Below are 14,514 nucleotides of genomic sequence, written 5' to 3'. Positions count from 1 at the left end.
GCTAACATCCCTCTACTCGATGGATGAAGGGAATGAATTGATGATTGACTCCTTTACCGGTGGGCTGGACAATCCCTTACGTTGTTAACAAACGGACAAATTTATGGAAGCCTATTTATTACATTTACTGACACAATCTCTGGCTTTCACGCTATTTGTCGTCATGTTAGTTACATTTCTTGAATCTTTAGCACTGGTGGGCATGTTATTGCCCGGTACGGTGATGATGACCAGTGTAGGAGCATTGATTGGTAGTGGTGAAGTCGGATTTTATTCGGCTTGGGTTGCTGCCACTGTTGGCTGCCTGATGGGCGATTGGATCTCTTATTTTATTGGCCGTCGCTTCAAAGAGCCGCTGCATCGCTGGTCTTTTCTGAAAAAACATAAATCCATGCTGAATAAAACCGAGCATGCGTTACACAATCACAGCATGGCGACGGTATTGCTGGGGCGCTTTATTGGCCCAGCGCGGCCTATTGTTCCTATGGTGGCGGGGATGCTAAATCTCCCTCCGGTGAAATTCGCATTGCCAAATATTATTGGTTGCCTGACATGGCCGCCTATTTATCTTTTCCCCGGCATATTGGCTGGGGTGGCGATCGATATTCCACCAAGTGCCAATAGCTATATGTTCAAATGGCTATTATTCGTAGTTGTGGTGTTGATCTGGCTGGCATTATGGTTGTCATGGCGCTGGTGGCGCTTTGGTAAACGTAGTCCAGACCGCCTGAGTCAATGGCTGCCTCTGGCCCGTTTGCGCTGGGTGACTGTATTAGCCATTATTGCGGCTATTGCCAGTTTTGTGTGGCTACATATGCAGCCAATTATGCCGGTGTATCGGCATCTTTTGTGGAAGGTTCTGGCTGGATAAATATCCTTCGTCTTTGATGCCGTAGGGGGTTAGCTGCGCTCACTTGCCCGAATCACTGACTTGCAGTTGATCTTATTTGAAAAGGCTCATCAGGGGGGAATTGCTTGCTGCCTGCCTACGACAGTCTATAACTTTGGGTATTGAATTATTGCAATATATTCAACAGCTACTGATGTTTGGCAATCCCCAGCACGCTGGCTTCTGGGGCGTTGCCGCTCACTAATGCCTGTGTCGGGCCGTCGTAGTAAATTCGGCCATCGACGACCAATAATGTACGTTCGGCGATGCGCGCTGCATCGTCCAAATTGTGTGACACCATCAGCAGTGTGAGTTGGCGGTTGCCACAAACGTGTTCAACCAATTGCAGCATCTCATTACGTAGCGCTGGATCCAGTGCAGAAAACGGCTCATCCAGCAACAAAATAGGTTGACTACGAACCAAACAACGAGCGAGAGCCGCCCGCTGACGCTGACCACCGGAAAGCTGTGCCGGTAGTCTACTGAGGCACTCTTCCAACCCCACTTGTTGAGCAATTTGGCGTAACAGCAACTTTTGCTCATGATTGAGTTTCAGCCCCGGATGCAAACCCAACCCAATATTTTGTTCGACGGTTAAATGCGAAAACAGGTTATTTTCCTGAAACAGCATAGATACCGGTCTTTGCGCGGGCGCGGTTTGAGTATGGTCTTGATTATTCAGCAGCATTCGACCACTGGCCGGTGCCAAAAAACCCGCAATCAGGCTCAATAAGGTACTTTTACCCGCCCCACTGGGGCCAAGGATAGCCACCCGTTCACCGGGTTGAACGCACAAATCAAAGCGCATCGGTAAGTGGTCGTACACATAGGTGATTTTCTCAAGCTTTAGCATGGCGGCTCGGCAGTCGTTCAATGAGAGTAAACAGCAAGAAGCAGAGTAACAGTAGTAGCAGGGCGGTGACGGCCCCATCATTGCTGCGATAAGAGCCTATCTGCTGATAAAGATAAAATGGCAAGGTGCGAAAGTGCTCATTACCAAACAGGGCTACCACACCAAAATCGCCGATGGAGAGGACACTGGCAAAGGCCAAAGCCTGAGCTAGTGGGCGTTTCAGCGCACTCAACTCAATGTAGCGCAAACGGTGCCAGCCATGAATATCCAGTGATAGGCACAGTGGCGTATAGCGTTCAGCAAGGTCACGCATGGGGTTATCCAGCACTTTCAATGCATAGGGTACCGCCATCAGCGCATTAGTCAGAATCACCAGTGCATAGGGGGATTGCGGCAAACCAAACGTGTCATTGAGCAATAAGAAAAAGCCCGTCGCCAGCACAATACCGGGCATCGCAAGAATGACCATGCCGCTGACTTCTAATGCTTGCCCGTAAGCGGCACGTTGGTGCAGCTTTAGCTCCCGGCTGCTCCACAACAACATCATGGTCAAGGTAACACACAATAATCCGGCACCTATGGCGATGATCAGTGAGGTAGAGAACGCTTGCCATAGTGCAGGTTGCTGCAACACAGTCAATATCGTTTTATTACTACCATCAATGATGACTGCCAGCAGTGGTGGCACCATCAAGAGTAACGCGGCGCCAATTAACAGCGTGTCAGTGATGCGTGACCAAGTACAGTCTTGCGGATTACGCCAAATTTGCCCATGGGTATTGCCCACGGCCAACACCGAACTGAGTCGTTGGCTTAACACCACCAACCCAAGACAACAGCCCAATTGAATCAGTGCTAGCAAGGCCGCACGGCTTAGGTCGTAGTCATAACTCAGGGCTTGATAAATGGCTAACTCGATAGTGGTTGCTTGCGGCCCGCCTCCTAGCGATAGCACAGTAGCGAAACTGGCAAAGCAGAGCATAAAAATCAATGCACCAGTGGGTAAAATTTGGCGGCGCAGATAGGGCCACTCGACTAGCTGGAAATGCTGCCAGCCGTTCATACCCAGTTGTGCGGCTAATTGACGTTGTTCCACTGCAATGCTCTCCAATGACTGCAATAGCAGGCGAGTTGCCAGCGGCATATTAAAGAAGATATGCGCCAGTAAAATCCCCTGTAAGCCATAAGGTGAGAAACGGTAATCCACGCCCAACCAGCCCAATAACCCCGCAAGCCAACCTTGGCGACCATAAACCGTCAGGATGCCAAAGAGGGCAACTAACACCGGAAGCACCAGGGTCATTGCGCATAAACGTAGCATCAACTGGCGGCCGGGGAAGCGGCGGCGGTTCAAGGCGCGAGCCAGAAAAATTGCAGGGGTCACCGACAGCAGTGCGGAGAGAAACGCCTGCCAGAAAGTAAAACGAATGACATGCCACAGATAACTGTCTTGCCAGATGCTGTGCCAATCCGCCGCAGGGGCATGACGCCAGATAGCCGTGAATGCCAGTAGCGCGACACCGACTATCAGCCCTGCCGCCAGCAGCCCCGGCCACAACCAAGCGGAGATCAGCGACTGACGGCGGATTGCCATGCCTGAATCCATTTGCTGCGGTTGTCTGCCACCTCTTTAGCATCAAATTGCAATGCTTTTTGCGGCACAGTTAGGGTTTCAAATCCGGCCGGTAGAGTCATTTTGATTACCGGGTACATCCAGTTGCCGGTCGGAATATTTTCTTGGAAAGCGGGGGTGACAATAAATTGCATAAAACGCTGTGCCAGTTCCGGTTGTTTGCTGGAGGCCACTTGACCTGCGACTTCAACTTGCAAATAGTGACCTTCACTAAAATCTGCCGCGGCATAGTTGCTTTTCTTCTCTTCAATCAGATGATAAGCCGGAGACGTGGTGTAGCTCAGGACTAAATCCCCTTCACCTTTCAGGAACAAGCCATAAGCTTCACTCCAACCTTTAGTGACGGTGACGGTTTTCTTCGCCAATTGTTGCCATGCTTGTGGGGCCTTATCGCCATATACTTTTTGCATCCACAACATTAAGCCAAGGCCCGGAGTACTGGTGCGCGGGTCTTGATAAATCACTTTCCACGGCGCTTTGCTATCGACTAATTCTTGCAAGCTTTTCGGCGGGTTTTTCAATTTGTCTTTGTTATACACAAAGGCGAAATAGCCATAATCGAAGGGAACGAAAGTTTTATTCTGCCATGCTTGTGGCAAGGTTAAGTGGCGGGTATCCACTTGACTTGGGGCGAATAGCCCGGTTTGCTCTGCCGCCTGCACCAGATTGTTATCCAAACCTAAAATGACATCGGCCTGACTGTTTTTTCCTTCCATCCGCAGACGGTTCAGCAGTGAAACGCCATCTTCCAGCGCCACAAATTTAAGCTGGCAATCACACTGCGCTTCAAAGGCTTTTTTAATGGCAGGCCCCGGCCCCCAGTCAGCAGCAAAGGAGTCATAGGTGTAAACCGTCAATGTCGGTTTATCGGCAGCCACCGCGGCCGCAGACAGCAAGAACAAACAGGGAATAATGCGTTTAAACACTTTGCACTCCTTAACAATTAAAGGTGGCAAAGGTATCTGAGGCGGTAGTTAACATCAGTATCCATGAGGTACAGGCGTTATCTTTCTCAAATCCCTCCGCCGGTGTTAACCGGATCAGGTTCGACGGGTTTGCTCTCAGCAAAAACATGCTGCACCGTGGTTGATACAGTATTGGGCAGTACTCGAAATCCTCACGTAGCCATGATTTACAAGGTCATGTGTACGCTCCGGTTTCTGTGTGCTGTCCGCCACCGTATGAACCCGACTCGCTGTGTTTTTAACACTTGCGACACTAGGTTAAACCTGGCTAGCGATATTCTTGCACCCCGTTGAGACGGCGCTATTGTAGAGATTAATCTGGGCGGGTGAAAGTGGCTTTATCCCTCTGGTGGCGTGAACCAGGCTGATTTGAAATCAAACCAGCCGAGGGTATTCATGCGCACCCCTCGCATACTGTGCTGTCCATATAATTCTAGCCAGTGATGGAACAGCGGATGGAATTGATTTTGGCTAACCAGTCGTTGGCTCCAATCGGCCATGGGTAACGTATTATTGCGCCAAGATTCAACATCTTGATCCAGTTCATCGCCTAGGCAATATTGCAACAGCGGCAGTTCATACAAAGTTGCAAACAGGGAAAACTCCAGCGGCAGATAGAAATTTGCGCTGCCAAGCCAGATATCACTCTGTGCATCGCCTTGATACCACTGAGTGTAATCTAGCACCTGTATGTTTAAGGTAACACCATGAGCCGCTAGCAGTTGGACGAGCGTCTGGCTGATAGCATCAAATTCTGAATGGTCGCTATAAAAGGTCAGTGTCAGTTCGGTTAGCTCGGCGGGTTTCGGCTCCAGTGCCGTGAGCCGGTTGTGATGCCAGCGCGGTAACATGCCATAGGCGGGTGACCAGTAACGTTGATAAAAGGGATCTGCAAAACTGAGTAGGGCGACAGGGGTTATCAGTTCGCATAACCAACGGCGGACTTCTGGATGACAAGTCTGGGGTGAACGCTGGTCAAATAGCAAAAAATAACAGCCTTCTTCCAGCCGACTTTCCAACTCATTTTTACTGGTATCATCAGCCTGCAACTGAACACCGGTATAAATCAGCTCATCAGACAGCTCTGGCAATACCCAGATATTGACTTCATCAATCAATGCTCTGAAACCAAAGTAGTTATCAAATGCCTGAATTTTCAATTGGCTATGGTGATTGCGGATCACGGAGTAAGGGCCAGTCCCAATGGGATGCCGACGAAAATCTGATTGATTTTCCCACTCTTGCGGCAAGATCATGGCGTGAGCACTGCCCAATAACCACGGTAGCCAGCTATCTGGGGTACTAAGATGCACATCAATCACATAGGGTGTTGGTGAGCGTACCGCCGTAATATGCGAAAAAAGAGGCTGGGGGATTAATCGGGTCAGGCTGTTAATCACATCATTCATATCCAGCTCACGGCCATGATGAAAATGAATGGCGGGGCGCAAATAAAAGCGCCAATGCAAGGGGCTAATCGCCTGCCAGTGGTGAGATAAGTCCGGCTCCAGTTCCCCATTTTCCTCATTTATTCGGGTCAAACCATTAAATATCTGCCGCACCATATGAGTTTCTGAACGGCGCAGTGCGGTGCCGGGTAGCAAGTTTTGTAACGGGCGATAATAGAGCACGCGCAGGATATGTTTACCTTGCCGGAAGCTACGCCCTAGTTGGGATAACAGCATTTGGCGCACTGCTTTTTTATCCCCGACCAACTGCACTAACTGATCAATATGGTCTTGTTCCAGTAGCTCTTCAGCTCGCTGCTGTTGCAGTGCTAATCCAGAATAGAGGAAGGTTAGTTGTGAGCGCTTACCTCGGCCCGCTTCTGCTTGCCAACTCAACCAACCCTCTTGTTGCATACTGCCCAGTAAAGAACGCACATGGCGGCGCGAGCAGCAGAGCACTTCTGCCAGCTCTTGTAAGGTGGTTTCTGTCGGCTGACCGTTAAAACGTTGCCAGAGTCGAATAAACTGCTGTTGCAAACGTGAGGCTGACATAAAAGAGGAACTCCGCAGCAAATTTCATCAATTTTTCTTTCCCTATATTACGCAGATACTGGTGACCAATGAAAGTGAATCGCCACGACGATGCCAGCGCAGTCACAGCGAAAGGGAGGAATAAGATGATTTTTAACTTACAACGTTATTCCACTCATGACGGCCCGGGAATTCGTAGCGTGGTTTTCCTCAAAGGTTGCTCACTAAGCTGTCGCTGGTGTCAAAATCCAGAAAGCCGCTCACGCAAACCAGAAGTGCTCTTTGACCCTCGTCTTTGCTTATCCGGTTGTGATTTATGTCATCAAGCCTGCCCGCAAGCGATTCAACGTATTGACGATCACATTGTGATTCATCGCCAGTTATTGATAGAAGAGGATGTTCAGGCGCTGGCGAAGTGTTGCCCGAGTGGCGCTCTGACGCAGTGCGGTAGTCCGATTGATATTGATGCCACGATGGAGACATTACTGCGCGACCTGCCGTTTTATCGGCGCAGTGGGGGCGGCGTAACATTGTCAGGTGGTGAGCCTTTTATGCAACCAGAAGTGGCCGCTGAATTATTACAGCGCTGTCATCAGCTTGGTATTCATACTGCGGTTGAGTCTTGTCTGCATACACCGTGGCGTTATATTGCCCCCTCTCTGCCGTGGCTGGATTTAATGCTGGCAGATTTAAAGCATACCGATGAAACCCGTTTCCAGCAGTGGACTGGCGGTTCAGCCAGGCGAGTGATGGATAACTTTCGCAAACTAGCTGCCGCAGGCACCCATATCACTGTACGGGTGCCGCTTATCCCCGATTTCAATGCGGACAACCGCTCAGTGCAAGGGATTGTTGATTTTGCCGCGGATGAAATTGGCGTGAAAGAGATTCATTTTTTGCCTTATCACACACTGGGCATCAACAAATACTCACTGCTAGGTGAAGCCTATCTGGCAGCAAGCACGCCTTTAGACTCTCCTGACCTGCTGGCCTTCGCGGAAAGTTATGCCCGTGATAAGGGCCTGACCGCAATTTTAAGAGGATGACGCAATGACCACTCTCGATTTGGTAACCTTAAGCGAACGGACAAAACAGCATAAAAACGCGCTGATTCATATTGTAAAACCGCCGGTCTGTACTGAACGGGCGCAGCATTATACCGAGGTTTATCAACAGCATCAGGATAAGCCACTGCCCGTTAGACGCGCACTGGCGCTGGCACACCATTTACAGCAACGCACGGTCTGGATTAAGAATGATGAGCTGATTATCGGTAATCAGGCTAGCCAATTACGTGCCGCGCCGATTTTCCCAGAATATACCGTCAGTTGGATAGAAAATGAGATTGACGAATTAGCCGACCGCCCCGGTGCAGGTTTCTCGGTCAGCGAAGAAGATAAAGCAGTGCTGCACAAGCTGTGCCCGTGGTGGCGCGGCCAAACTGTGCAAGATCGCTGCTATGGCATGTTCACTGACGAACAAAAAGCCTTACTGGCTACCGGTATCATCAAAGCGGAAGGCAATATGACCTCCGGTGATGCACATTTAGCGGTTAACTTCCCACTGTTGTTGGAAAAAGGGCTAGGGGGTTTACGCACTAAAGTTGCCAGCCGTCGCTCCCGCCTGCAATTGACAGACTGGAGTGATCTACATAAAGAGCAATTCCTCAAAGCGATTGATATTTCGCTGGCGGCACTGAGTGAACATATTGAGCGTTATGCTGGCGTGGCACGGCAAATGGCAGAGGAAGAAACTCGTGAATGGCGGCGTGTAGAGTTGCAGACGATCGCTGCAAACTGTGAGTTAATCGCGCACCAGCCGCCACAGACTTTCTGGCAAGCGTTGCAACTGTGTTATTTCATTCAGTTGATTCTGCAAATTGAATCCAATGGTCATTCGGTTTCATTTGGTCGCTTGGATCAGTATTTGTATCCGTGGTATCGCCGTGATGTTGAGCTGGAAAATACCCTCAGCCGCGAGCAAGCCATTGAAATGTTGCATAGCTGCTGGTTGAAATTACTGGAAGTGAACAAAATCCGCTCCGGTTCACACTCTAAGGCTTCGGCGGGCAGTCCGCTTTATCAAAATGTCACCATCGGTGGGCAAAAATTGGTGCAGGGCAAAGCCATTGATGCCGTCAATCCACTCTCTTACGCGGTACTGGAGTCCTGTGGGCGTTTAAGATCAACTCAACCTAATCTTAGTGTTCGCTATCATGCCGGTATCAGTGATGATTTTCTTGATGCTTGTGTACAGGTTATTCGCTGTGGTTTTGGTATGCCGGCCTTTAACAATGACGAAATTGTGATCCCGGAGTTTATTAAGCTGGGTATCGATCCGCAGGATGCCTACGATTATGCGGCGATTGGCTGTATTGAAACGGCTGTCGGTGGTAAGTGGGGTTACCGCTGTACTGGCATGAGTTTCATTAACTTTGCCCGAGTGATGCTGGCAGCGCTGGAACAAGGCCGTGATGCAACCTCCGGGCAGGTGTTCTTGCCGCAGGAACAGGGGCTGTCGAAAGGGAATTTCACTGATTTTTCGCAAGTGATGGCGCAATGGGACGAGCAGATTCGTTACTACACCCGAAAATCCATTGAGATTGAATGTGTGGTGGATACGGTGCTGGAAGAGAATGCTCACGATATTGTCTGTTCGGCGCTGGTGGATGACTGTATTGAGCGTGGTAAAAGTATCAAACAGGGGGGCGCGCGCTATGACTGGGTTTCCGGTTTACAAGTTGGGATTGCCAATTTGGGGAACAGCTTGGCCGCAGTGCGTAAATTGGTGTTTGAACAACAACTTATTGGTCAGCAGCAATTGGCAACCGCACTAGCCAATGATTTTGCGGGTCTAAATGGCGAGCAGCTACGCCAGCATTTGATTAATTCAGCGCCGAAATATGGCAATGATGTTGATGATGTCGACCAACTGTTAGTGCGTGCATATCAGACATACATTGATGAGCTGAAGCAATATCACAATACCCGGTTTGGCCGTGGTCCTATTGGTGGCACTTATTATGCCGGGACATCATCAATCTCTGCCAACGTGCCATTTGGTGCGGCAACCATGGCAACCCCGGATGGCCGCAAAGCTCACAGTCCATTGGCGGAGGGAGCAAGCCCTGCTTCAGGCACTGACCATTTGGGGCCAACGGCAGTGTTTAACTCACTGTCCAAGTTACCAACGGCTTCAATTCTAGGGGGGGTGTTGCTCAACCAGAAATTGAATCCATCGACGCTGGATAATCCACGGGATCGTGAAAAGTTGATGATGATGCTGCGGACTTTCTTTGAGGAATATCTGGGTTGGCACGTGCAGTATAACATTGTTTCGCGTGAGACTTTGCTTGAGGCCAAGCAACATCCTGATCGTTACCGTGATTTGGTGGTCAGGGTTGCGGGTTACTCGGCATTCTTTACCGCGCTCTCGCCAGATGCGCAAGACGACATCATCGCCCGAACAGAACATACCCTATAGTTTGTTGTTTTAATTGATATTATTGAGTGTTTCAAATCTTGCTGTAGTAGTGAGAATAGCAGTAAAAAGTACCAAAATTTCTGAGTAATGGTGTGTTTCACCAGCCAGTGGGATAACCCACTGGCTTTTTTTCTATTGACTCTGCGTCCTTAACGCCACAGCGTTGTTAGCTACGTTCACTCACCCGAATCACTTACTTGAGTAAGCTCATCGGGATTTATTCACTTGCTGCCTAGCTGTGACGCTAATGACTTTGAGTCATGTTTTGCGCCCTTAACGCCACAGCGTTGTGAGCTACGTTCATTCACCCGAATCACTTACTTGAGTAAGCTCATCGGGATTTATTCACTTGCTGCCTAGCTGTAACGCTAATGACTTTGAGTCATGTTTTGCGCCCTTAACGTTACGGCGTTGTGAGCTACGTTCACTCACCCGAATCACTTACTTGAGTAAGCTCATCGGGATTTATTCACTTACTTGAGTAAGCTCATCGGGATTTATTCACTTGCTGCCTAGCGGTGACGCTAATGACTTTGAGTCATGTTTTGCGCCCTTAACGTTACGGCGTTGTGAGCAATAGCAATTATTTGGGTATAAAATCTATTCGGCTTTTCTGTTTATAAATTTATGTACTTCTGTAGCATGGTCAGTCATAGCTGTTTCTGGCGTTGGAGCCTGGAATGAAATCTGCATTAACCGTTTCCCGTCGTATCAACCCGGTTTTTCTCGCGTTTTTTGTGGTGGCTTTTCTCTCCGGTATTGCGGGTGCTTTACAAGCGCCGACGTTAAGTCTATTTCTCAGTACTGAAGTTAAAGTGCGGCCACTGTGGGTTGGACTGTTTTATACCGTCAATGCGATTGCCGGGATCACCGTCAGTTTTGTATTAGCAAAACGCTCCGATTCTCGGGGGGATCGCCGCAAACTTATTTTGCTCTGCTATTTGATGGCAGTGGGGAACTGTCTGTTATTTGCTTTTAATCGTGATTACCTCACTTTGATCACTGCCGGTGTACTGCTCGCATCGGTCGCCAACACGGCAATGCCACAGATTTTTGCCTTGGCACGTGAATATGCCGATAACTCAGCCCGCGAAGTGGTGATGTTCAGCTCCATCATGCGTGCACAGCTATCATTAGCCTGGGTTATTGGGCCGCCGCTATCCTTTATGCTGGCGCTCAATTATGGTTTTACCCTGATGTTCTGCATCGCCGCCGGTATTTTTGTACTCAGCGCACTGGTGGTGTGGTTTATTTTGCCTTCAGTGAAGCGGGCAGAGCCGGTAGCCGATGCCCCAGTTGTGGCTCAGGGCAGCTTGTTTGCTGATAGAGATGTTTTGCTGCTGTTTATTGCCTCGATGCTGATGTGGACGTGCAACACCATGTACATCATTGATATGCCACTGTATATCACCGCAAGTTTGGGGTTACCTGAACGGCTGGCGGGCTTATTGATGGGAACTGCCGCTGGGTTGGAAATCCCTATTATGCTCCTGGCGGGTTATTCGGTTCGGCGTTTTGGTAAGCGTAAAATTATGTTGTTTGCGGTACTGGCTGGCGTGCTGTTTTATACCGGATTAGTGCTGTTTAAATTCAAATCCGCATTGATGTTATTACAGATTTTTAATGCCATCTTTATCGGTATTGTCGCCGGTATCGGTATGCTCTATTTTCAGGATTTAATGCCGGGCAGGGCTGGGGCTGCTACCACACTGTTTACTAACAGTATTTCAACCGGGGTGATTCTGGCTGGGGTGCTACAAGGGGTTTTAACTGAAACTTGGGGGCATAATTCGGTTTATGTGATGGCGATGATCCTAGCCATTCTCTCGCTCATTATCTGTGCGCGGGTACGGGAAGCGTAGCGCCCCGCAGGGCGCTGATTATTGGTTTTTAATAGGTCGGCAGCAGATTTAGGCTGGACAGAATATGGGCGATGGCGTTAATCGCCCCAAACAGTAAAATCAAGATAATCAATGGAGTTCCACCCCAGACGCGATACAGCGGGCTACCAAAACGTTTGCGTGAGGCTCGTGCCAACAGTGCTGGTACGATAGCGGCCCAAACCGTAGCCGCCAACCCGGCATAACCGATGGCATAAATAAAACCATCTGGGTAAATCAGCCCACCCAATATCGGGGGTAAGAACGTTATGATAGCCGTTTTTCCGCGCCCTAAGCGGCTGTCGTCAAATTTAAATAAATCAGCAAGATAGTCGAATAATCCCAATGTTACGCCGAGAAATGAACTGGCGACGGCAAAGTTTGAGAATATGGTTAGCAGCAGATCCATCGACGAGCTTTGTAAGATCCCACCCAAGGCGCTCACTAGCACATCAATGTTCCCACCCTGACTGGCTATTTCGCGAAATTGTGGTCGCGGAATATTCCCCATCGTGCCGACTAGCCAGATGATATAGAGGGTCAGAGCCAATAGCGTACCAATTAACAGACAGTTGCGGATGCGGCGGGGATTCTTGCCGTAATACTTCATCAGGCTGGGGACATTACCGTGATAACCAAATGATGCCAGACAGAATGGCAGCGTCATCAGCAGGTAGGGCAGGTAGCTGGGGTTGGCTTCGCTCAGATTGAACAATTTTACGGGTTCGACATGCCCTAATAACCCACCAAAAGTCATAAAAAAGGTGAGGATCTTGGCGCCTAGCACAATGGTAGTCATTCGACTCACTGCGGTGGTACTGAGCCAAACAATAAAAGCGACCAGTAGTGCAAAGAACAGGCCGCCGAGCCGAGCCGAGAAGTCTATTCCCATTCCGCGCAGGGTATGCTGAATCACCGAGCCGCTAGCAGAGATATAGGCGTAAGTCAGAATATAGAGCACAAAGGCGACTGTCAGACCATTGACGATATTCCAGCCGTTTCCCAGTAAGTCTTTGGTGATGGTGTCGAAACTGGCACCGGTATGGTAGTTGAGGTTGGCTTCGAGGATCATTAATCCCGAGTGAAGCATACAGAACCAAGTAAAAACCAGAACAGCGATAGACCAATAAAACCAGATCCCTGACATCACAACGGGTAATGAAAACATCCCTGCACCGACGATGGTTCCAGCAATAATCATTGCGCCGCCGAGTAGGGAAGGGGTTTTAATTTTTGCTGCTGTGACCTGATCTTCTAGTGTAGTTTGGGCCATAGTAGGGTGTCCTCGTGTGGTTTTACCACTTATAGAGGTAGCGATTTATAGCGGTATTCCCCCTGCCTCATGACAGGGGGCGTGCTATCGAAGTGACGGAGCCATTTATTCGATAGGTTTTAGTCGGGCAACAAAGTGGCGCAGAACAGGGGGTTCGTAGGTGAAGGTGAGACCTTTGATTTCCTCGGCCCGTGATTTGAGTGAAATCAGGGCATCGGCAATATAGTCCATGTGGTCATTGGTGTAGACCCGGCGCGGGATGGTCAGGCGCAGCAGTTCTAATGGCGATGGCTTCTGTTTACCGGTTTCAGGATCACGCCCTAGCAGCAATGAGCCGATTTCAACACTGCGAATACCTGCCTCCAGATACAGCGCATTATTGAGTGCTTGTGCTGGGAATTGCTCTGCCGGAATATGCGGCAGCAAGAGCTTGGCATCAACAAACACCGCGTGGCCGCCGGTAGGGTATTGAATCGGAATGCCCCCTGCACGCAGGCGTTCACCCAGATACTCTACTTGGCCAATACGGTAGGTCAGGAAGTCTTCGTTCATTCCCTCTTCCAGACCGATGGCTAATGCTTCCATATCGCGACCCGCCAGACCACCATAGGTCACAAAACCTTCCATTGGCACACAACGGATACGAACGTCGTTGAACAAGTCTTCATCAGTGCGGAAACAGCATAAGCCCCCAATGTTCACCATCGGATCTTTTTTGGCTGACATGGTCAGCATGTCGCCATACTGATACATTTCTAAAATGATCTCTTTGATCGATTTATCGCCATAACCTGGCTCGCGCTGCTTAATAAACCAAGCGTTTTCACAGAAACGGGCGGAGTCAATAACTACTGGAATATTATGCTGTTGAGCAATGCGATAAACTTCGCGCATATTACTCATTGAGATAGGTTGGCCGCCAGAGCTGTTACAGGTCACTGTGGTAATAATAGATACCACGTTTTCTGCACCATGCTCGGCAATAGTGGCTTTCAGTTGATCTAAATCGAAGTCCCCTTTCCAATCATAATAAGACACGGTATCGAACGCTTTTGGGGTCACCACGTTAATCGCTTTTGCACCGTTCATTTCGACATGAGCGGCCGTGGTATCAAAGTGGAAGTTAGAAATAAATACCGGTTTCTTGCCACCGCCTGCTTTTTGTTTTTTTGCAATGAGGCAAGGGAATAGAATTTGTTCAGCACCACGCCCTTGGTGGGTTGGAATAGTAAAGGGGTAGCCAATCAGTTTTTCCACTTGATGACATAAGTTATAATAATTACGTGAACCGGCGTAGGCCTCGTCACCCATCATTAATCCAGCCCACTGACGATCACTCATAGCACCCGTACCAGAGTCAGTCAGTAAATCAATATAGACATCTTCGCTAGGCAGTAAGAATGGGTTATAGCCTGCCTCAATTAATGCTTTCTCACGATCTTCCCGGTTGGTCATCCGAATATTTTCTACCATTTTAATACGGAAGGGTTCAGGAATGCGTTTCATGGCTTATTACTCCAAATATTATTTTTTGGGTATAGTTATGCCGTGGATAATAA

At 49.1% G+C, this 14,514-nt stretch carries 10 protein-coding genes and 1 riboswitch; of the genes, 4 read left to right on the top strand and 6 right to left on the bottom strand.

The features are described from left to right. Window positions 1–103: 103 nt before the first annotated feature. A complete protein-coding gene (locus ACIOG0_RS18245) occupies window positions 104–871 on the top strand; it encodes a DedA family protein (RefSeq protein ID WP_050101770.1) in 768 nt (255 codons plus the stop codon). A gap of 166 nt (window positions 872–1,037) precedes the next feature. Here the strand turns inward: ACIOG0_RS18245 and thiQ are convergent, their stop codons facing one another. The 4 genes from thiQ to sgrR form a co-directional block, all read right to left on the bottom strand. Then, window positions 1,038–1,742: a thiamine ABC transporter ATP-binding protein ThiQ gene (thiQ, locus tag ACIOG0_RS18240; protein WP_050140867.1), complete on the bottom strand. Its 705-nt coding sequence runs from the start codon at window positions 1,740–1,742 to the stop codon at window positions 1,038–1,040. Further along, entirely contained in the window at window positions 1,729–3,336 is a 1,608-nt protein-coding gene (gene thiP, locus ACIOG0_RS18235; RefSeq protein WP_404704884.1) for a thiamine/thiamine pyrophosphate ABC transporter permease ThiP, read from the bottom strand. Before thiP ends, thiQ begins: the two co-directional genes overlap by 14 nt. Further along, a complete protein-coding gene (thiB, locus tag ACIOG0_RS18230) occupies window positions 3,312–4,301 on the bottom strand; it encodes a thiamine ABC transporter substrate binding subunit (RefSeq protein WP_050140865.1) in 990 nt (329 codons plus the stop codon). Before thiB ends, thiP begins: the two co-directional genes overlap by 25 nt. 74 nt (window positions 4,302–4,375) lie before the next feature. Then, window positions 4,376–4,470, bottom strand: a riboswitch (TPP riboswitch). 208 nt (window positions 4,471–4,678) lie between these two features. Continuing rightward, on the bottom strand, window positions 4,679–6,340 hold the full coding sequence (gene sgrR / locus ACIOG0_RS18225) for an HTH-type transcriptional regulator SgrR (protein WP_050101777.1): 1,662 nt from the start codon (window positions 6,338–6,340) through the stop codon (window positions 4,679–4,681). 125 nt (window positions 6,341–6,465) lie between these two features. Between sgrR and ACIOG0_RS18220 the strand changes: the two genes are divergently transcribed. The 3 genes from ACIOG0_RS18220 (at window position 6,466) to ACIOG0_RS18210 (ending at window position 11,664) form a co-directional block, all read left to right on the top strand. After that, entirely contained in the window at window positions 6,466–7,365 is a 900-nt protein-coding gene (locus ACIOG0_RS18220) for a glycyl-radical enzyme activating protein (RefSeq protein WP_050140863.1), read from the top strand. A 4-nt stretch (window positions 7,366–7,369) separates the two neighbouring features. Next, window positions 7,370–9,802: a formate C-acetyltransferase/glycerol dehydratase family glycyl radical enzyme gene (locus tag ACIOG0_RS18215; protein ID WP_050295885.1), complete on the top strand. Its 2,433-nt coding sequence runs from the start codon at window positions 7,370–7,372 to the stop codon at window positions 9,800–9,802. Window positions 9,803–10,482: 680 nt separating this feature from the next. Then, window positions 10,483–11,664 carry a sugar efflux transporter gene (locus ACIOG0_RS18210; protein WP_050100509.1) on the top strand — a complete coding sequence of 394 codons (1,182 nt, stop codon included), beginning with the start codon at window positions 10,483–10,485 and terminating at the stop codon, window positions 11,662–11,664. 28 nt (window positions 11,665–11,692) lie between these two features. Here the strand turns inward: ACIOG0_RS18210 and mtr are convergent, their stop codons facing one another. Further along, on the bottom strand, window positions 11,693–12,955 hold the full coding sequence (gene mtr, locus ACIOG0_RS18205; protein WP_050100508.1) for a tryptophan permease: 1,263 nt from the start codon (window positions 12,953–12,955) through the stop codon (window positions 11,693–11,695). Window positions 12,956–13,060: 105 nt separating this feature from the next. Continuing rightward, window positions 13,061–14,461, bottom strand: coding sequence for a tryptophanase (gene tnaA, locus ACIOG0_RS18200; RefSeq protein WP_050100506.1), 1,401 nt, complete (start codon window positions 14,459–14,461; stop codon window positions 13,061–13,063). Window positions 14,462–14,514 lie beyond the last annotated feature (53 nt).

Source organism: Yersinia vastinensis (assembly GCF_044905075.1).
Classification (GTDB): domain Bacteria; phylum Pseudomonadota; class Gammaproteobacteria; order Enterobacterales; family Enterobacteriaceae; genus Yersinia; species Yersinia vastinensis.
This window is presented reverse-complemented; position numbering and strand designations above follow the sequence as displayed.